Here is a 19,414-nt window from a genome sequence, read left to right as displayed (position 1 = left end):
CAAGGGCATGACGATGGTTGAGTTGATCCTGGCATTGCTTTTGCTCAACGTCGTTATCTTGACGGGCATTTCGATGGAATTCGGGGCGCGAAGGATATTTTCATCGACCGATCTTGAATCGCTTCTTATGGGGGAATTGGCCCCTCTGGCGTCGGCCATCACCAGTGACATCAACCGCGGCATAGGAACGACAACCAGCCTTCCTTATTCGACGACCAATATCGCCGGATGCGCCAATACGTTGCGTATTCGGACGGATTCGGATAGCAGCGGCAATGTCACCCCTGGCGATATCTTCGTGGCCTATTGCCGCACAGCTTCCAATAATTTCCGTTACTACCCTAATGCCGCTTCAACCGGAACATATACGACGTTGTCAGACAGGATTACCCAGTTTAGCGTGAGCGCTTCAAATGATTGGATAACGTTTGTGCTTGCGGCAAGGGTCATTCCGGGGTCGGCTGTCAACTTGACGAACCCTCAGGTTGTCATAAATTCGAGCGCGCAATTTCGCAGTACTTCTTTCCAATAGAAAAGGCCCTTCGTTTTAACCTTGGAATGCATCAAGGTAACGCTCAGGGCCAAAATTTTTTCAGAGAAAAAATTTTGGGGCAGTAGCTCAGTTGGGAGAGCATCACGTTCGCAACGTGGGGGTCGGGAGTTCAAATCTCCTCTGCTCCACCAATTTTTTGCGGCAGAGCAAAAAATTGGTGGATGTCGGAACAAGCGTCGCCGAGCGATAAGTGAGGCAGCTTGTTCCGACGCCACAACCTTAATGTATTGCGGCAGAGCAAAAAATTGGTGGATGTCGGAACAAGCGTCGCCGAGCGATAAGTGAGGCAGCTTGTTCCGACGCCACAACCTTAATGTATTGCGGCAGAGCAAAAAATTTCGCCTGCATGGCCTTTGGCCAAGCAGGCAGGGATGTCCTGACGTAACGTCGGGACGCCACCACCTTCATGTAGTTGCGACAAAAGAAAATTGTGAATGTCTGGACGCAATGTCTTGACGTCACCACCAAAGTATCTAATGGTCATAATATGAAATCCCGCCTTACCGCTCATATCCTTATTTTTTGTCTTTCGTGGGTCGCTGCTTTTTCTCTTTCGGCCATGGAGTCGTCCAAGAGCGATCTTCATGAGGCCTCTTTTTATCATCAGCTTGAGAACGGCTTCGTCCAATGCGTATTGTGTCCCCGCCGTTGCACCATTTCAAAAGGCAACAGGGGGTTTTGCGGCGTCAGGGAGAACCAGGGCGGCCGTCTCTACAGCCTCGTCTACGGAAAACCCTGTTCATTGCATATCGACCCCATCGAGAAGAAACCGCTTTTCCATTTTTTGCCCGGCTCCGAAGCCTTTTCCCTGGCGACGGTCGGCTGTAACCTGAAGTGCAAATTCTGCCAGAACTGGCAGATTTCCCAGGCTGCCGTTGAAGATGTGGAGGCGGTTTCCCTGACTCCCGAGGAGGTCGTGCGGAAAGTCAAGGCGAGCGGCGCGCCCGTCATCGCCTACACCTATACGGAGCCGACCATCTATTATGAATACATGTATGATATTGCGCGTCTCGCCCGCGCCGCCGGCATCAAGAATGTCATGCATTCGGCCGGGTTCATCAACGAAGAACCCCTGCGTCAGCTTTGTCCTTATCTGGATGCGGCCAATATCGACGTCAAAGGGTTCAACGACCGTTTTTATTCGGAGATGACGCTGGGGAACCTGCAGGATGTCCTGCGTACGCTCAAGATCCTTAAAAGTGAAGGTGTATGGCTTGAGATCACGCACCTGATCATCCCGGGGATCAACGACGATCCTGAAGAGACGAGAAAGCTCTGCAGATGGATTAAGGAGAACCTTGGTCCCGAAACGCCTCTTCATCTCTCCCGTTTTTGGCCCATGTATCAGCTGGTGCATTTGTCTCCTACGCCTGTTTCGACGCTCCAGAAGGCCCGGCAGATCGCCCAGGAGGAAGGATTACAGTATGTTTATATCGGCAATGTGGCCGGCACGGAGGGCGAAGATACGTTTTGTCCGAAATGCAAGGCCAAGGTGATCGACAGGTCCGGTTATGTCATTACGGCGATCCATATCGTCAACGGCAAGTGTGCTTTCTGCGGCAACAAGATCGAAGGGGTGTGGAATGGAAACAAATATGAGGAAATCACCAATAACCAAGTTACAAATTCCAAACAATGACCAATATTCAATCGCCAAGAACCAGATGAGAATGTTGAAGAAGGATTTGTTTGGTTATTGGATTTTGGCCATTGGTTATTGTTTGGTTATTGTTTCTTGGAGTCTGGTTATTCCTATAGTTGTTTTCGCAAAAGATGCCAAGGAACCGAATGTGGCAGGTGCGTTCTACCCGAAGGATGCAGGGGAACTCGCCTCGGATGTGCGTTTGTATCTGGATAATGCCCGAGGCGTCAAGACAGAGGGTAAGCCCGCCGTTCTTATTGTGCCTCATGCCGGATATGTCTATTCCGGTCCGGTGGCCGCCTATGGGTTCAAGGCTGTCGAAGGGAAGACTTACGAGACCGTCGTGATCATGGGGCCGAGTCATTATTTTCCGTTTCATGGGGCCTCGGTCTATGCTCAAGGGGATTTTCGGACTCCGCTGGGATTGTTGGATATCGATGCGGCGGCGGCATCGACCCTTTTGGCATCCGGGAAAGGTCTTATCGTCGACGAAGAGAGTTATTTTGAACAGGAACATTCCATAGAAGTCGAACTTCCTTTTCTGCAAGCTGTTCTTAAACCAGGCTTTAAGATCTTGCCTGTCCTGGTCGGCGATATGAATTATGATGAATGCCTTAAACTGGCTTCGCTTCTGGCCGGCCTGTCAGCCGGCAGGAACATGCTGGTCGTGGTCAGCACGGACCTTTCGCACTACAAGACATACAGGGAGGCCGAGGATTATGATGCCCGTACGGCCGCTTTTCTAAAAGATTTCGACACCAAAGGGTTGTGGGATGCGGTCGCATATACCGGTTGGAATGTTTGCGGCATTCGCCCATTGATCGCGGGCATGGAGTATGCCAGGCAGATCGGCGCAAAGAAATGTTCTATCCTCAAACAGGCCAATTCCGGAGACACGGCTGGGGGCAAAGACAGGGTCGTAGGATATCTCAGCGCCGTTCTTGATATCCCTCGAAGCGAGCCAGGCGCAGAGGTGCAAGGGGTTTCTGCAACGCAAAATGACACAGGAGATTCCATGCTGACTCAGGCAGATAAGAAGAGATTGTTGGAAATAGCCCGGGAGACGATCGCGGCCCATGTGGCAGGCAAGCCTTTGCCTGTTTTCCATGAGTCAGACCCGGGATTGAATCTTAAACGCGGTTGTTTCGTTACATTAAGGGAAAACGGCAATCTGCGCGGCTGCATCGGTTTATTCTCTTCGGACGAGCCGTTGTATCGCAGCGTGCAGAGCATGGCCGTCGCATCTTCTTCTCAGGATTATCGTTTTTCACCTGTGCGGCCGCAGGAACTGAAAGATATCACCATAGAGATATCCGTGTTGTCCGACCCTGCCCTGGTCGACGACTGGAAGAAGGTCCGCCTGGGCACTGATGGCGTCATCGTCCGCCGGGGATATTCTTCGGGTGTCTTTTTACCTCAGGTGGCGACGGAGACCGGCTGGAATCTGGAGACATTTTTGGGCGAGCTTTGTTCGCAGAAGGCGGGACTCCCGTCGGACTGTTACAAGGATCCCGGAACGAAGATATACACATTTCAGGCCGAAGTCTTTTCCGAAGAAGAGTCCGCTCGTTGATCATGGTTATCAGGATTGTCTGGAGTTTGTTTTTGACGGGTTTGGTCCTGGGATATGGCCCTTGTCTTTTGAGCTGCGGGCCGTTCCTGGTGCCTTATATCTCGGCGACGCAAAGCGGGCCCGGGCAGGGATTGAAGATCTATCTGGTTTTTTCCCTGACCCGCATTTTCGTCTATGCCGTCTTCGGCATCCTCGCCGGACTTCTGGGGCAATGGGTCATCCAGAACTTTTTCGAAGGGCCGTGGCTGAAATGGATATTTATAGGCTTCGGCATTTTTCTTATATTGCTCGGCGTGCTTCTGTTGGTGCAGAAATTGCCTACGAAAGGCTGTTGCCCTTCCTGGGCCGTCAAGCGCGTGGGGAGCGGCGTGCGTCCCGCAGTGATCTTTTCTCTGATCATTGCCTTGTTTCCCTGTCTGCCTTTGTGGGGTGTTCTGGGTTATATCGCGCTGATCTCAGACACGTGGTTCAAGGGATTTTTATATATGCTGGCCTTTGGCCTGGGGACGGTCGTCAGCCCTATGATCATTTTTTGCGCGGCCGCGGGTTGGCTGGCTGCGTTCTCCAGGCGTTTTGAATTCTGGTTCATGATTTTGAGGGTCCTTTGCTGCGGGATCCTTATTTTTCTCGGGATAAATCTTCTCATGTCTTCCTAGGATTATCAATGAACAGATTTTTTGTGCCGAAAGAGGATTGCGCGGGTCCGCTGGTCCGCTTGACGGACCCGGATGATGTGCATCATCTGACCCGTGTCCTGCGTCTGCGTCCCGGCGAAGAGGTCATGATCAGCGACGGCGATGGAGGGAGTTTTCTGACGGTCCTTGAAGGATATGATAAGCACGGCGCCCGGCTCAAAGTGGTCAGGTCCCTGGCGCGGCGCCAGAGAGACGGGCAGCGATGGCGCCTGTCTTTGGCTGTTGCCGTGCCTAAAAACGCCCGTTTTGAAGATATGATCGATAAAACGACACAGTTGGGTGTCGACGAGATCATTCCGCTCGTCACGGAAAGGACACTGGTGCCGGTGGCGCAGGTAAGCAAGAAGATGGGGCGCTACAGGCGCGTCATCAAAGCGTCCGCCAAGCAGAGCGGTGTGCTTTTTCTTCCGTTCCTTCGCGACCCGATGACTTTTGAACAGCTTATTGGTTTGGCCGGCGGTTACGTTATGTGTTGCCTGCCGAATCTTTCTGAAGCCACAGTATCGTTGCCGCAGGCGCTGGCAGAGATCCACAAAGGCCGCATCCTTGTTTGTATTGGGCCGGAAGGAGATTTTTCTTTGCCAGAGATCCAGGCGGCCTTTGCAGTTGGATTTAAAGGCGTGTGTCTGGGGGATTCTGTCTTGAGGGTGGATACAGCGGCCATCGCCGTCGCGGCTTTCTTCAGGCTCTATGGAATGCAAGGAACGGTATCGTGAAGACATTCTGTATCAAAACCCTTGGTTGTAAGGTGAACCAGTGCGATGCCGACAGCGCCCGACGGGATCTCTTGGCGAAGGGATTCATGGAGGTTGGGGATGCCTTGAAAGCCGACCTGCGCATCGTTAATACGTGCTGCGTTACGGAGAAGGCGGCAGGGAAATCCCGACACGAGATTCGCAGCGCCCTGCGTGACAAGGGTCTTTATGCCGGCGAGGTTGTTGTCACGGGCTGTTATGCAGGATATGATCGGCAGCGCCTTGACAGGATGGAAGGGATCGACAGGATTTTCAGCAGGGAGGAAGACAAGCAGTTCCAGAATTGGCTCAACACCTTGCGTCCGGGCGCGAAGCCTTTGAGGTCCATCCGTCATATGTTTGCCGGCCGCACGAGAGCTTTTTTAAAGATCCAGGATGGATGTGATAATCGCTGCAGTTATTGCGTTGTGCCATTGATGAGGGGGCCTTCTCGGAGCGTGCCTTTGCGGGTTGTTTTGGCGCAGGCCAGGTCTTTGATTGATCGCGGCCACAAAGAGCTTGTCCTCACCGGTGTGAATATCGGGTCCTATGGCAAGAAGACAAGGGGTACAGACAGCCTTATCCGTCTTGTGGAGGCCCTGGACCGTATCGATGCGCTGGAGAGGATACGCCTCAGCTCGATCGAAGCCCATGACGTGACACCACAACTTTTGGATATGATGGCATCTTCCAGAAAATTCTGTCCGCATCTCCATATTCCTTTTCAAAGCGGCGACGATGCTGTTTTGTCCTCGATGAATAGGCGTTCCAGGGTCGCGGATTACCTGCGTGTGGTGGGCATGGCCAGGCAGCGGCTCGGGGATCCCGGAGTGACCTGCGATATGATCATCGGCTTTCCGACGGAGAGTGAGGCGTGTTTCCGCAATACTTTGTCTTTTTTGCGCCGCGTCCGGCCTCTGCGAGTCCACATTTTTCCTTTTAGCCCGCGCAAGGGAACGGCGGCGGCAACACTCTACCGTCCCCTGGCGCCGGATACAGTGAAAGAACGCACCGAAGCGCTCAGGCGGTTCGCCGATGAGCTTTCTCAAGAAGTGCGTCGTGATCATACCGGTTGCGTCGTCGATGTCCTCTTTGAATACAAAGAAGGCAGGGAGTGGACAGGGCATAGCCGGGAATACATACAGGTTTTTGCGGATCACCTTGGTGTATTGCGCAATAAAATCCGGCAGGTTCGGATCCTCGGGCTTAATGGAGATGGGGTCTATGGGAGCGTTCTATCCGCGGCGAGGCGTCTTAATCCCTACGCCAGAATTCCACGGGCCTGCCCTTGGCCTCAGGCCAGGGCGAGCCTGTGGGGCTCCAGTAAAAAGAGACCGGATCATTGCTAACTCTTTCTTGACAAAAAGCGCGATTAAGGTAATATATCTAAATAGTTTTAAAAAGTTTTAAATTATCCTGGAGATGAATGTTTGGTACAGGATTTCGCCATGCACCGGAAAAATAGAAGTTGCCGGTCCGGCGGAGCTTCACATCTGCAGAAAGCTGTCCATGCGAAAATTTTCCAGATATATTCTGTGCGCCGCATTTTGTTTGTCTGTCATTTCTTTCGTTCCGGCTACGGCCCAGGCTGTCTTTGATCTGTCCGTCACCCAGATGGAAGGCGGTTTTGATCTAAGGTTCGGCACCCTGCAACCGACGGATTTCAAGCTCGCCAGACAAATGACGGTCCGCGTCAATTCCGACATTGGTAAAGCCTACCGTGTTTTCCAGCAAATGACCCAGCCCTTGGCAACGCCGCAAGGACAGCCTTTGGATCCCTCCCAGTTCCAGATGTACGCCTTGCAGGGATCCAATACCCGGGGGACGCTTATTTATCGGCAGGAGGAACCTGTCGATGCGTACCAGGATCTCGTTTATACGTCGAACGCAACAGGTGAAAGCGATTCTTTTCAGCTTGTCTATACCATCACGCCTAAAAACGGGCAGATCCCCGGTTCTTACTATGGCCGGATGAGCCTCATCTTGGTTCCTGTCGATGCGGTATTGTCGCAGGTTGTGGTTAACGTCCAGGTCTACGTGGAGTTGGCGGCAGGAGGGTCGGCGACCGTCGAAATAGCGACCAGCAGCGGTTCCGACCGCCTTGTGATCGATACAAAAGATCTGCGGGTGACCAAAGAGGGGCTGGAAGGGACCTGGCCGCAGGTCCATATCAAGGTCTATGGCCCCTTGGGGACTTCTTATCGTATTTATCAGGCGCTTGAAGAAGGAGATATCTCTTCGGCTGACGGTTATAATTTTGATCTGGAGAAAGTTTCGGTCTTGTTTGATGGAGGCCGCCAGGGGATGATCAGCGCGCCTGCCACTTTGAAGGGGGCACGGCAAAGGCAGCTGGTCTATAGTTCCAATCCGCAGGGGGCATCAGACGAGATCACCATCACCTACAAACCGAGCCGTGATTTCCGGCTTGAGAGATCCGGCCTTTACCGGGGGCGATTGATCCTTTATGTCGAATCGGACCAGGTCAATGCGTCGCCTGAGCTGGCAAAAAAGACGCTTGACGTCGAGTTCAATATCGCGCCGATCTTTGATATCCATGTCTATTCCCAGGACACCGAAGGGGTTGCATTGAATTTCGGGAATGTGAGCTTCAAGAGCGGGCCCAAGAGTTCGGAGAATGAGATTTTTGTCGAGACGAATATGGGCAAGCCCTATACGATCGTCCAGAGGGTGTCGTCGCCCATGGTCGATGGGCAGGGTAATAAGATCCCTGCGGAAGATTTCGTCATGAAGGTGAAGGACGTGGAGACCGATGAAGTGCCCAAATCTTATATTCAGGAATTTGTCCCCGTCAAGGAGGGTGAGAATACCATTTTTTCGTCTGGGCCTTCTGGGGCGAGCGTCCACCTGAAAGTGGAATATCGTCTCACCATGAGGCCGGAATCCAAGGCGGGGAATTACAATACGCGGATTGGATATTCCGTCGTTTTAGATTAATCCTTTCAGGAGGAAGCCCCGGTCTTCAGACCAGGGAGGCTTCACTCAAGCCGCAGAATGCGGCGGTTCATTTAAAAATAAAAGAGGGGAGGTGAAGAGCATGAAGAAAGGTTCGATCATATGGGTAGTTGTGTGCGCGTTCCTGGCGTTGAACGTTGCGCCTTTGGCGACGGCGCAGACAACGGCTGTGGGGCCGAGCGGTTCGGCTTCGGCGACAGTGCAGTCTTTTCTGGAATTCAGTCTGGCACGGGTTGTCCAGATGAGTGTGGCGAACGGTGATACGGATCCCTTCACGCAAGGGACAATTCAGACGACGCCGTCATTCGATTTTGGAAAACTGAATCCCCAGACTGATAATACGGGGAAGTTCCTGTATATGCGCGGCGAGTACTTCTATTATGTTCTCATGATTGCAGCGAGTTCCGGTCGCAGGTACAAGATCACGGAAACCGGGTCGCAGTTGACGGGTCCGGGAGGAGCGACTATTCCGCGGGAATCGGTGCTTTTGGTTCCTGATTACCAGTGGCAGGACAAGCTGGGAGGCGTGTCGCAGGGGGCTCCGCCGGGAACGGCGCAGGTAGGTTCGGTCACGTCGGCCTGCAATACGGATTCTCTTGTTTACCAGAGCGATACGAGCGGCGGCTCAAGGCTCGTCCGGGCGATTATCGCTATTTCCGGTCCAGCTTCCGGATCGACATACCCGTTTAATTACAGCAGCGGTTATAACGGGTCTGTCGGCCAGGGCACCAAGCAGGAATATACGTCTTGGAAGGCCGTTGGAGCGGACCAGGCAGCAGGACGTTATACGGGAACTATCACGTTTACGCTGGTCCTGAATTAACGCAAAATACACACAGTCAGGATTCCCCGGGGCGCTCCTCGGGGAATCCTGACGTATGTTTTTAAAGACAGGTTTTATCCCGGCTCGCCCCTTTCTTCGCGGGCTACGCCCGCAGGGCAGGCAGGGGTAAGCCCATGGGGATTTTCATGAGATTCGTCCGATCGATCATCGCAGGCATCATTTTTTTATTCGGCGCTGTTTCTCTGGCTGCTGCGGGTATCCGCATTGACAGTCCCAAGATCAGGGTTTCTGCAAATCCGGGAAGCTATGCCTCCGGCGAGATCAAGGTAGACAATACGGGGCAACAGGAGATCTCCATCAAGGTTTATCTCGAAGACTGGGTTTATGCCCAGGCGGACGGCAGCAAAGATTTCATGCCTAAGGGGACGACCTCCTTGTCGTGCTCCAATTGGATTACATTTTACCCTGCCGATTTCAAACTGGCCGCCGGCAAATCGGAGACTGTTCATTACACCGTCAATATTCCTCCTGATGCCAAGGGTGGACATTTCTCCGTTATGTTTTTTGAGACCGAGGGTGGGGAGATGGAACAGAAACAGGAGGATGGCTCGACGGCTTTTGTGAAGGTCCTTAACCGCATCGGCGCCTTATTTTATGCGGAGGCGGAGGGGACCGTCGAAAAGAAAGCCGAAATCCGTTCCCTGGATATCCGGCAGCAACTCAACGATTTCATCGTGTCCGCCGCCTTCGTGAACATCGGCAATACGGACATCACAGCCTCCGGCACATTCGATGTCCTGGACAACAGCGGCTTTGTCTATGTCCGGGGATCGTTCGGCGACACATTCACCCTTCCAGGCGATAAAGCTGAATTGACCTCCACCGCTTCTTCCGTAAACCTGAAACAGGGCGTTTATGACATTCTCATCACGCTGGATTTTCAGAATGGCGGTTCTCTGGTTCAGGAAGCCTCCTTCACCATCGATGCCCAGGGAAACGCTTCCGGCATCACCCTGAAGTCTTGACGCACCCGATGAAAAAAATTTTCCATACTTTTTTAATCATTTTAATAAGCATGGGGCAGGGTCTTTTCGCCGTCGACGCGCGCGCCGTTGTCTCCGCTCAGATTGGCGATCTTCTTTGTCAGCAAGGGGTGGCGTATTTTGACAAGGACCAATACCCCGAAGCCCTTATTGAATTCAAAAAAGCCTTGTTGGCCAATCCTGAGTCTCAGGTTGCCAGGGAATATATTGCAACGATCGAAAGGGAACTCATGCGCCGGCAGGGATTATTGTCATGTACGCAGGTGAGCAAGAAGAACCTTGTCGATCTGTATTTGAGCGGCATGGAACAGAAAATGCCTCCTCAGACCGCAGAGAGCGCTTCTCTTGCGGTTCCTGTTTCCGGAGCTTCCCGGGCCGGAACAACAATGCGGCTTCCTTCGTCTGCCGCGCCGTCTGCAACGACAGGGGGTGCAGCCAGTCCCTCCGTTTCTTTCAAGAAGACCGTAGGATCGTCGACAGCGGCAGAGGGGCCCGCGGCTATGGCCTCAGGTCCTGCGGTTTTGGACCTGACGGCTTACGAAAGCTCGGATATCGAGCTTTATGTGGACGAGCCGGTTGTCCTTAAAGGGGGCGTGATCAATAGGTTCCTGGTGACACATCCGGCGATCCTGAAGGTGACACAGGTTGCAAGAGACGAGGTCCTCCTTGAGCCTCAGGAGATCGGTAATTGTTTCCTGCATTTGTGGGGGGAGAATAATGAACGCAGGAGCTATAAGGTCACAATCGGTCCCAGGCGTTTTGTAGAGGCCATGGCGCAAGAGACCCAGGAGAAGATTTACGAGGAAAGCCTGCCGCAATCTTTCAAATTCTCTTATTCGATATCCGGGGATACTTATTTGACGGGGCGGGGCGTGGGGGATCTTCATAGGACTTCTCATACCATGGCCTATACGTCTTCGGTGATAGGAGAGACGCCTTATGGCATGTTCGACACTTCTGTCCAGGGGAATCGTACCAACCTCGGCCAATACCGCGTTTCCAACGTCAGGATGGGATTGACAGATGCCCATTTCGACGAATTCAAAGATATAGATATCCGTATGTTCGATTACGGCCCGTCGTTCACCACCTTTGGTTTTCCTGTCTCGGATCTCAGGGGCGTCAAGGTGGATGCACCCATGTTCCAGAAGAAGCTCAACTATTCGGCGTTCTGGGGTGCTGTCCCCAAAGGGGACTTCACCTTCCTGACGCCCGACGCGGGTCTCTCCAAGACAAAGAGGGCCTGGCTTGAAGGTATCGGCATCAGTTATGATGTGTCGCGCTTCGCCAACTTCAAGACTTTCTACGCACATTCCTACGGGCCGGAAAGGAACGAGCCGGTGCTGACAAGCGATACGGCCGGCCTGCAGATGAAGTACGACCTGGGCGCATGGGATTTCGGGACGGGCATGGTTTCCGATATGACGCATAACTCATACACGGCTGAAACATCTTTCACTCTTCCCAGGCTGAGGGTCGGATTGAACATGACGGATAACAGCAAGAATTTCGCTTCTCTTTTGGGCGGCGTTCCTACGACAGGGTCGACCAGCGGGACTTTGTCGATCAATTATCGCCCGACGGATTCCTTGACCATCTATAATGCGTTTTCCGGGACGCATGACAAGGTCTTCAATAATCCTGACAATCCCGGCCGGCCGAATTACAACTCGACGACGCGCATCAACTGGGTTTTGGACATGCATACGGAGCTTGAGGCGGGTTATATCATGGACGACCAAATGGGATCCAACACTCCTTCTGTGACGGAAACCAAGGAGTTAATGCTCAGAAAGAAATTCTTTTTGATCCGGCGCCTGAGCACATATCTTTTGTATCAAAACAGGAAGTCCAAGAATTACACCTCGCCGGCCCAGAATTTCAATAACAACCGCCTCTTGGGCGGCATTAATTTCCGGCTATTGAGCGATGTGTATTTTTATTATAATCAGGAAGTCAACTATCTGCATAACACCTTTACCAAGGAGACGGCTTATCCGACGGCGCAGGAGTTCGGGCTGAATTATTACCACCAAATTTATGATACCCCGTTTTCTACGAACCTGAGGCTGTTTTACCGAGACGAACAGAACACGGAGTCGGTGTTGAGTTTCCTGAGCGGCGAGGACAGATTGGAGGGTGAGGTGGAACTGAGGTTCAAGCCGTCTGACGGTAATGAGACCTTTGTGAAATTGAGGATCGATAATGTCTGGGCAGAGCGCGAAGGGGTCGGCAAACACTTTGACGTGGACCTAAGCTGGGGTGTCCGGTTGCTGTGGGATACGGGGTTGCGGTGGCAGTCCGTCGGCGGTTTCTGCGGTTTTGTTTTCTATGACACCAATGGCGATGGCATCAAACAACCGCAGGAGGCGGGTGTTCCCGGCGCCAAGATCGTCGTCAACGGCAAGCAGATCGCCGCGACCGACCGCGACGGCTATTACCGTCTCAAAGGCGTGTCCGGCAAGACCGCGACACTTTCGCTTGATTTGTCGACTATACCGCCAGGATACAATCCGACTGTTTCCGCCGAGCGCAAGGTGGATATCGTGCACGGCGTCAACAAACGTTACGACTTTGGCTTGGCCACCCGCATGGAGATATCCGGGCTTGTCTTCTACGACAAGAACAAGAACGGCAGTTATGACGCGGGCGAAGAGACATTGAAAAGGATCGTGCTTGTCCTTGACGGGACGACAAAAACGGCCACCAACCTGCAGGGGACGTATATGTTCCGCAAATTTGCGCCGGGAGAACACGCGATCACCATCGACTTGAAGTCGGTACCCGTCAAGTATATACCCAAAGTCCCGATCCGTAAGACAGTCGATGTTCGCGAGGGCACGACATTCGTCTTCAATGTTCCGCTGGAACTGCAGGAAACGCCGCCTGCCTCTCCCAGGGATTCATCTCAAGAACAGGAAAAATACAACGTGACAGCCACGTTTGTCCGTTGAGTTTTTTGTCTGCCTGTTTTAGGTTTCGCCGCAGAACGGGCAAACGGCTGGTTTGTTTTTTAATCCGTGTAATCTTTTTGCTGTCTGTGTAATCAAAAGGGCATTGCCTTATAGGCAATGCCCTTTTTAAAAAACCCCTCAAGTGAATTGAGGGGGAAACCCCTGTTTTTTGTAGTTGGGGTTTTGTTTGATGTTTTATTTGGCGCAAACCGTATAGATCGTGACGGTTTGTTTTTGTCCCTGGTCGTTTTGTTTCGTGATCCTGGATTCCTCCGTCGTCATCTCTTCCGTCTTTGGTGGGCGGTTTTGCGTGGAGACGTCGTACGAACTTCCAGTCCCGACGGCAGAAGGCGGTTGTATGGTTGTTGTTCCAGAAACCGGCTGGGCCGTCTGCAGTTCCACGTGTTCCGGCATGGTGCAGCTCATGGTCCCGGAAATCGTTGTCTGGCCGGCCAGGCACGGCGTTGCGACCATCGTTACCATCATGATGACCACAAACTTCTTGGCGTCCATAGCGCCCCCCGGACACTTAAAGGGCAAGCCCGTCAGAAAACATGTTCCCTGGCGAGGCGTGGACGCTTGAAGCCGCCGTTCGAGGCGGGCAACAAAAAAGCCCATTCAAAGAAATGGGCTCCTTGAATTTGACGAGAACCAAGAGAGGATACATAAATTGGATCCTCGCTTGATTACGGCAGCCCGACTACCCCGTTTTGTGCGGGGTTCGCGGCTTTGCTCCGGCACGCAGCTTTTGCTGCGGTCGGAGTCCCGACTTCCCAGTGTTATGGGAACGTCGGGACGTCCTGAGGTTTCCCTCAGTTTGCCCTTTAAGTTTTTAAAGAACTTTGTAAATCTAGTGTAAATATACCATATCCGGGGCGGTTTTTCAAGGGGATGGCAAAATGATGGGAAGGCATGATTTCACGCTTTGGTTTTGTATTAAACTTATTGACTTGTAATGGGATAGGTTGTATAATTTAACCCCGTTAGAAAAGGATAATCTTCAAAAACCGCAATGCTTTCAGACAAGGCATTCCCTGTGTGATATCGGCAACGGAATTATGTTCCAAGGAGGCTGTTTTATGGTCAATAAAGATGCCGGAAAAGACAAAGATTTGAAGAAAAAAGAGGAGTCTTCCAACCGCCTGAAGGCCCTGGAGTTGGCTTTGAGCCAGATCGAGAAACAGTTCGGAAAAGGGTCCATTATGAAGCTGGGAGAGGATGTCAAGGCGGACGTGGATGTCATCCCGACAGGTTCTATCTCTCTGGACCTGGCTTTAGGTGTGGGCGGGATCCCCAGGGGCCGCGTGATCGAGATATTCGGGCCCGAAGCATCGGGAAAGACGACGCTCACCCTGAGCATCATCGCCCAGGTCCAGAAGCAGGGCGGGGTAGCCGCTTTTATCGACGCGGAACATGCTTTTGATTCTACGTATGCCAAGAAGATCGGCGTTAATCTCGACGACATGCTGATCTCCCAGCCGGATACAGGCGAGCAGGCCCTGGAGATCGCCGAGACCCTCGTGCGTTCCAATGCCGTCGATCTTATCGTCATCGATTCGGTCGCGGCGCTCACGCCAAAGGCCGAGATAGAAGGCGATATGGGCGACAGCCATATGGGGCTGCAGGCGCGTTTGATGTCGCAGGCGCTGCGCAAGCTGACAGGCACAATTTCCAAGTCCAAGACCTGCGTCATTTTCATCAATCAGATCCGTGAAAAGATCGGCGTCATGTTCGGCAATCCGGAAACGACGACGGGGGGTCGCGCCTTGAAATTTTACTCTTCTGTCCGGCTGGATCTGCGGCGTATCAGCTATCTTAAGTCCGGGGATGAAGTCATCGGCAGCCGTGTCAGGGTCCGGGTCGTCAAGAACAAAGTGGCTCCGCCGTTCAAGGAGACGGAAATCGATTTCCTGCATGCCGAAGGCATTTCCAAGGAAGCCGACCTGATCGATACGGGCGTGAATCTTAATATCCTGCAGAAATCAGGCGCCTGGGTCCTTATGGGCGAGGAGAAGCTCGGACAAGGCAGGGATGCGGCCAGGATGTTCTTGAAGGCCAATCCCAAGGTCGCATCCGAGGTCGACAAGCGGATCCGGCAGGAACACGCCAGAAAAGTCGCCGAGTCCCAGGCGCAGGCCTCTGCGCCGAAGAAATGACGGCAGGGAAATCCCTATATGGTTCCCGATCAGGATGAGAAAGAAAAGGCCAGGGCGTGCGCTCTGCGTCTTTTGAAATTCCGCCTCAGAAGCGAGCGGGAGATCCGCGACAAGCTGTCGCAGAAAGAGTTTGCCAAGGGCGTGATCGATGAAACCCTTGCGTCCCTGAAAAAATCGGGTTTGGTTGATGACGAGACTTTCGCGCGCTTGTGGGTGGAGACCCGCATGAAGCGGCCCCTGGGGCGCAATCGCCTGCGCCGGGAGCTCAAAAAAAAGGGCGTGGACGAGAAATGGATCGAGGCGGCTTTCGAGAGGGCATGTCAGGGTTATGACGAAAAAGAGGTCGTGCGGGGCCTCGTGCGGCAAAAAATGAAACGGATGCAAGGCCTGGAGGAAGACAAGGTCAAGGCCAGGCTTTTCGGTTACCTGGTCAGACGCGGTTTTCCTCAAAACCTCGTCATTGAAACCATTCTGGAAGAAATCAGATGAAACGGCTCACAACACATCAATTGCGGCAGGCATACCTCGATTTTTTTGTGTCCAAGGGGCACAAGCTTTTTAAAAGCGATTCTCTTGTCCCGGCTAACGACCCCTCGGTCCTTTTTACCTCGGCAGGCATGAATCAGTTCAAGGACCGCTTTCTGGGCAAGGTGCGCGACGTCAAACGTGCCACGAGCTGCCAGAAGTGTTTCCGCACGGGAGACCTGGAAGAGGTGGGGCGCACGCCGTTCCATCATACGTTTTTTGAGATGCTGGGCAATTTTTCCTTCGGCGATTATTTCAAGAAGGAGGCGATCCAATGGGCCTGGGAATTTGTCACAGAGGTCATGGAGATCGATCCTGCGCGTCTGTGGGCTTCCGTCTACGAAGACGATGACGAAGCCATGGGTATTTGGCAGAAGATCGTCAAAGTTCCGGCGGATAAGATCCGCAAGTTCGGCCCAAAAGACAACTTTTGGCCCTCCAATGCGATCAAAGAGGGTCCGAACGGACCATGCGGTCCCTGTTCGGAGATCTATTATGAAAAAGAAGAGGGACAGTCGGTTGAGGTCTGGAATCTCGTCTTTACCCAGTTCAACCGCTGTGACGGCGGTATCTTGGAGCCCTTGCCGAACAAGAACATCGATACCGGCATGGGGCTGGAGAGGATGAGCTCCGTTTTGCAGGGCGTGGATACGAATTTTAAGATCGACGTGTTTGTGCCGATCGTCGAGGCGGTGCGTCAAAACGCGCAGGATGCTGAAGATTCAGCGGTCTATACGGTCGCCGACCATGTCAGGGCCGTTGCTTTTTGCATCGGCGACGGGGTTCTGCCGTCCAACGACGGCCGCGGATACGTCGTACGCAAGTTGATCCGTCGGTGCCTCTATTTGACGCAGGCGTCTCATCACACAAAACCTTTTGTATATAAGCTGATCTCCAGCGTCGCCGCCTCCATGAAGGAGGCTTATCCCGAGATTCTCGAGCGCAGGGACAATATCGCCCAGATCGTCCGGGCCGAGGAAGAGAAATACATTAAGAATATCTTGGAGGGCGGCTCGGAAAAGCTTGCCGTGATCCTGGAGTCCCTGAAAGCCTGCGGACAGAAAGAGCTTGCACCGGAAACCGGCCTGGACCTGTATGTGACGTACGGCATTCAGCCTGATTTTACGAAGGATTATTTTGAGAAGGCCGGGATCGGCGTGGATATGGCGCGCATCGAGGCATTGATCCGGCAGGAGCAGGACAAGTCCCGCATGACGAGCAAGATGGCCTGTTCGATTTTTTCCGGCGAGGGGATCGTCCTGAAGCCTTCGCGTTTTGTGGGATATGAAACAGACACCTGTCCCGCCAAGGTTGTTCAGATCATTAAAGACGTCCGGGAGGTCTCCGAGGCGCGCGCCGGCGACAAGGTGGGTATCGTTCTCGACCAGACGCCGTTTTACGGGGAAGCGGGCGGGCAGGTCGGCGATACGGGAGAGATTAGGAATGAAGGGGTTCATGGTTATGTTTCCGATACCAAAAAACAAGATGGCTCGATAGTTCATTTGGTAACCATATCCGGTGAGTCGAAAGGGCCACTTAACGTCGGTGATGCTGTTACTGCGAGAGTGGATCCGATCCATCGCGAAGCCGTCAAGCGCGCGCACACGGCGACCCATATCCTGCAGGCTGTCTTGCGCCAGGTCCTGGGCGTTCATGTGCAGCAGGCCGGTTCTTTTGTCGAACCCGACAGATTCCGTTTTGATTTTACGCATTTCAAGGATATTTCGGCCGAAGAGATGGAGGATGTTCAGGAGAAGCTCAACGCCTACATTATCCGTAATGACAAGATAGACGCCAGGACGATGTCCAAGTCTGAGGCCCAGAAGACCGGCGCCATTGCCCTGTTCGGCGAGAAGTACGAAGACACCGTCCGGGTCGTGAGCGTCGGGGATTACAGCAAGGAGTTTTGCGGCGGTACTCATGCCCAAGAGACGGGCCGTATCGGCCTGGTCCTGATCACGGCGGAATCTTCCGTCGGCAGCGGGTTGAGGCGTATCGAAGCCCTGACCGGAAAACTTGCGTTTAACCATTTGATGGACGCCAGGCGTACGCTGGAAGAGGCCTCGGAGAAACTCAAGACCAAGCCTGAACGGCTCCTGTCTAGTCTGGATGCGCAGGCCCAAAAGTTTAAAGCCCTGGAAAAGGACTTGATTCGTCTGCAGGAGAAGACGCTCGGCCAGGACGTGGAGGGGATGGTCGGCTGCGCCAAACATATTAAGGACGTCGTTGTCGTTGAGCACGCGTTTAAGAACGCCGATATCGCCTTCTTGAGGCGTTGCGCAGACCTGCTCAAGGCCAAGATCCCGCAGGCCGGCGTATTTTTTTTGAGCGGTCAGAAGGACGAGGATATTTACTTTGTCTGCGCCCTGACGCCCGCCTTGTCCCGCAAAGAGATTGCGGCGGATGCACTTCTTAAGAAGATCCTTTCGGCCTTCGACGGCTCCGGCGGCGGCCGCCGCGACTTTGCCCAGGGCGGACTCAAAGATGCGTCGAAGCTGGAGGCCGTTTTTAAGGAATTTGAACGCACGATCCGGGAGGTCCTGTGAGGATCATCAAGCCGCAGAGCCGGGAATTTGAAAAGCTCGTCAACAGGGCGAGCTTCATGCAGAAACGGCGCATCCAGTCGTCCGTCGAGAAGATCATCCGCGGCGTGCGCATGGGCGGAGACGAGGCCGTCCTGAAATATACGCATCGCTTTGACGGCGTCAAGTTCTCGCCCAGGCAGATGCGCGTCAGCGAGGCGGAAAAGAGCGCGGCCTTCCAGGACATGAAGCCGGAATTTATCGCGACGCTCAAGAAGATCATCGCCAACGTCAGCGCCTTCTATACGACACAGGACAAGAAATTTCGCAGAAAGACCGGGCGCGACGGCGTCTTTTTAGGAGAAAAGATCGACCCATTGGGCCGGGTCGGGGTCTATGTGCCGGCGGGCACGGCGCCCCTGGTTTCCTGCGTTTATATGAGCGTATTGCCGGCGCGCATTGCGGGCGTGCAGGACATCGTGCTTGTGACGCCGCCGGACGCGTCCGGTCACGTCAATCCTAACATCCTTGTTATCGCCGACCTCCTGAAGGTCAACGAGATCTACAAGATCGGCGGGGCGCAGGCTATCGCGGCGCTGGCTTATGGGACAAAGACGATCCGGCGCGTGGACAAGATCGTGGGTCCGGGTAATCTTTATGTGACAGAAGCCAAGCGGCAGGTCTTCGGATTCGTGGATATCGATATGCTGGCAGGGCCGACAGAGCTTGTCGTGATCGCCAACAGGAATTGCAACGTGCAGTACGTCTTGGCGGACCTCGCGGCGCAGGCGGAGCACGCCGGGGGGCTGGCGATCCTGGTCACGCCTTCGAAGTCCCTGGCTAAACAGGTGCGTCATGCGCTGCCGGGCCGGGACGACGGATATGTCGTCCTCGTCAAAAACATGGACGAGGCGGTCGACGTCAGCAACCTGATCGCTCCGGAACACCTGGAGATTTTGACCAACAATCCGAGAAAATTCATCAAGAGGATCAAAAACACCGGCGCGGCGTTCCTGGGGCCTTTTAGTCCCGTGGCGCTGGGCGATTATTATGCGGGTCCTAGCCACGTCTTGCCGACGGCAGGTTCTGCAAGGTTTTTCTCCGGGCTCTGCACAAAGGATTTTTTAAGGTCCACGCATATCATTTCTTATTCGAGGAAGGCCCTGGAGGAATCCAAGCCCCACATCGAGAAGCTCTGCCAGATCGAGGGATTGAGCAAGCATTTTGAAAGCGTAAAAAAGAGATTTGAGTGAATGGAGA

The 19,414-nt window shown here is 53.5% G+C and carries 15 protein-coding genes and 1 tRNA gene; 15 read left to right on the top strand and 1 reads right to left on the bottom strand.

The genetic code is table 11. The features are described from left to right. Window positions 1–13 precede the first annotated feature (13 nt). The 11 genes from BU251_RS05075 to BU251_RS05025 all read left to right on the top strand — a co-directional run bounded on the left by BU251_RS05075 (window position 14) and on the right by BU251_RS05025 (window position 12,951). The gene (locus tag BU251_RS05075; RefSeq protein WP_128699849.1) at window positions 14–532 is read left to right on the top strand and encodes a hypothetical protein; all 519 of its coding nucleotides are present in this window, start codon (window positions 14–16) and stop codon (window positions 530–532) included. Between the two features lie 76 nt (window positions 533–608). Continuing rightward, window positions 609–684 (top strand) — tRNA-Ala (locus BU251_RS05070). 356 nt (window positions 685–1,040) lie between these two features. Further along, complete coding sequence (gene amrS, locus BU251_RS05065; protein ID WP_228767779.1) at window positions 1,041–2,192, top strand: AmmeMemoRadiSam system radical SAM enzyme; 1,152 nt, start codon at window positions 1,041–1,043, stop codon at window positions 2,190–2,192. A 31-nt stretch (window positions 2,193–2,223) separates the two neighbouring features. Then, the gene (amrB, locus tag BU251_RS05060; protein WP_164908876.1) at window positions 2,224–3,768 is read left to right on the top strand and encodes an AmmeMemoRadiSam system protein B; all 1,545 of its coding nucleotides are present in this window, start codon (window positions 2,224–2,226) and stop codon (window positions 3,766–3,768) included. Window positions 3,769–3,770: 2 nt separating this feature from the next. Continuing rightward, complete coding sequence (locus BU251_RS05055; protein WP_128699845.1) at window positions 3,771–4,424, top strand: sulfite exporter TauE/SafE family protein; 654 nt, start codon at window positions 3,771–3,773, stop codon at window positions 4,422–4,424. 8 nt (window positions 4,425–4,432) lie between these two features. Beyond that, window positions 4,433–5,179, top strand: a complete 747-nt coding sequence (locus tag BU251_RS05050; RefSeq protein WP_128699843.1) for an RsmE family RNA methyltransferase — start codon at window positions 4,433–4,435, stop codon at window positions 5,177–5,179. Then, window positions 5,176–6,546, top strand: coding sequence for a tRNA (N(6)-L-threonylcarbamoyladenosine(37)-C(2))-methylthiotransferase MtaB (gene mtaB / locus BU251_RS05045; protein WP_164908875.1), 1,371 nt, complete (start codon window positions 5,176–5,178; stop codon window positions 6,544–6,546). The genes BU251_RS05050 and mtaB overlap by 4 nt, the downstream gene beginning before the upstream one ends. Window positions 6,547–6,706: 160 nt before the next feature. Continuing rightward, entirely contained in the window at window positions 6,707–8,152 is a 1,446-nt protein-coding gene (locus BU251_RS05040; protein ID WP_128699839.1) for a hypothetical protein, read from the top strand. Between the two features lie 100 nt (window positions 8,153–8,252). Further along, a complete protein-coding gene (locus tag BU251_RS05035; RefSeq protein WP_128699837.1) occupies window positions 8,253–8,993 on the top strand; it encodes a hypothetical protein in 741 nt (246 codons plus the stop codon). Window positions 8,994–9,139: 146 nt separating this feature from the next. Continuing rightward, window positions 9,140–9,979 (top strand): fimbrial biogenesis chaperone, encoded by an 840-nt coding sequence (locus BU251_RS05030; protein WP_128699835.1) that lies wholly within the window; start codon window positions 9,140–9,142, stop codon window positions 9,977–9,979. 50 nt (window positions 9,980–10,029) lie between these two features. Then, window positions 10,030–12,951, top strand: a complete 2,922-nt coding sequence (locus BU251_RS05025) for an SdrD B-like domain-containing protein (protein WP_164908874.1) — start codon at window positions 10,030–10,032, stop codon at window positions 12,949–12,951. A 195-nt stretch (window positions 12,952–13,146) separates the two neighbouring features. Here the strand turns inward: BU251_RS05025 and BU251_RS05020 are convergent, their stop codons facing one another. Next, a complete protein-coding gene (locus tag BU251_RS05020; protein ID WP_128699832.1) occupies window positions 13,147–13,464 on the bottom strand; it encodes a hypothetical protein in 318 nt (105 codons plus the stop codon). Between the two features lie 566 nt (window positions 13,465–14,030). Here BU251_RS05020 and recA point away from each other — a divergent pair. From recA to hisD, 4 genes are read left to right on the top strand one after another with little or no spacing between them, the layout of a single operon-like run. After that, window positions 14,031–15,107 carry a recombinase RecA gene (gene recA, locus BU251_RS05015; RefSeq protein ID WP_128699831.1) on the top strand — a complete coding sequence of 359 codons (1,077 nt, stop codon included), beginning with the start codon at window positions 14,031–14,033 and terminating at the stop codon, window positions 15,105–15,107. Between the two features lie 18 nt (window positions 15,108–15,125). After that, window positions 15,126–15,596: a regulatory protein RecX gene (locus BU251_RS05010; RefSeq protein ID WP_128699829.1), complete on the top strand. Its 471-nt coding sequence runs from the start codon at window positions 15,126–15,128 to the stop codon at window positions 15,594–15,596. Continuing rightward, the gene (gene alaS / locus BU251_RS05005) at window positions 15,593–18,178 is read left to right on the top strand and encodes an alanine--tRNA ligase (protein WP_128699827.1); all 2,586 of its coding nucleotides are present in this window, start codon (window positions 15,593–15,595) and stop codon (window positions 18,176–18,178) included. The genes BU251_RS05010 and alaS overlap by 4 nt, the downstream gene beginning before the upstream one ends. Further along, window positions 18,175–19,407, top strand: a complete 1,233-nt coding sequence (gene hisD / locus BU251_RS05000; protein ID WP_128699825.1) for a histidinol dehydrogenase — start codon at window positions 18,175–18,177, stop codon at window positions 19,405–19,407. Before alaS ends, hisD begins: the two co-directional genes overlap by 4 nt. Window positions 19,408–19,414 lie beyond the last annotated feature (7 nt).

The organism is Candidatus Velamenicoccus archaeovorus (genome assembly GCF_004102945.1).
In the GTDB taxonomy this organism is placed as follows: domain Bacteria; phylum Omnitrophota; class Gorgyraeia; order Velamenicoccales; family Velamenicoccaceae; genus Velamenicoccus; species Velamenicoccus archaeovorus.
The sequence above is the reverse complement of the archived record's forward strand: the minus strand, read 5'-3'. Positions and strand labels throughout refer to the sequence as shown.

Excerpts from the sequence above, each read along its gene's own strand:
- BU251_RS05075 (WP_128699849.1), top strand. The coding sequence starts at position 14 with ATGGTTGAGTTGATCCTGGCATTGCTTTTGCTCAACGTCGTTATCTTG.
- amrS (WP_228767779.1), top strand. The coding sequence starts at position 1,041 with ATGAAATCCCGCCTTACCGCTCATATCCTTATTTTTTGTCTTTCGTGG.
- amrB (WP_164908876.1), top strand. The coding sequence starts at position 2,224 with ATGTTGAAGAAGGATTTGTTTGGTTATTGGATTTTGGCCATTGGTTAT.
- BU251_RS05055 (WP_128699845.1), top strand. The coding sequence starts at position 3,771 with ATGGTTATCAGGATTGTCTGGAGTTTGTTTTTGACGGGTTTGGTCCTG.
- BU251_RS05050 (WP_128699843.1), top strand. The coding sequence starts at position 4,433 with ATGAACAGATTTTTTGTGCCGAAAGAGGATTGCGCGGGTCCGCTGGTC.
- BU251_RS05040 (WP_128699839.1), top strand. The coding sequence starts at position 6,707 with ATGCGAAAATTTTCCAGATATATTCTGTGCGCCGCATTTTGTTTGTCT.
- BU251_RS05035 (WP_128699837.1), top strand. The coding sequence starts at position 8,253 with ATGAAGAAAGGTTCGATCATATGGGTAGTTGTGTGCGCGTTCCTGGCG.
- BU251_RS05030 (WP_128699835.1), top strand. The coding sequence starts at position 9,140 with ATGAGATTCGTCCGATCGATCATCGCAGGCATCATTTTTTTATTCGGC.
- BU251_RS05025 (WP_164908874.1), top strand. The coding sequence starts at position 10,030 with ATGGGGCAGGGTCTTTTCGCCGTCGACGCGCGCGCCGTTGTCTCCGCT.
- BU251_RS05020 (WP_128699832.1), bottom strand. The coding sequence starts at position 13,464 with ATGGACGCCAAGAAGTTTGTGGTCATCATGATGGTAACGATGGTCGCA.
- recA (WP_128699831.1), top strand. The coding sequence starts at position 14,031 with ATGGTCAATAAAGATGCCGGAAAAGACAAAGATTTGAAGAAAAAAGAG.
- BU251_RS05010 (WP_128699829.1), top strand. The coding sequence starts at position 15,126 with ATGGTTCCCGATCAGGATGAGAAAGAAAAGGCCAGGGCGTGCGCTCTG.
- alaS (WP_128699827.1), top strand. The coding sequence starts at position 15,593 with ATGAAACGGCTCACAACACATCAATTGCGGCAGGCATACCTCGATTTT.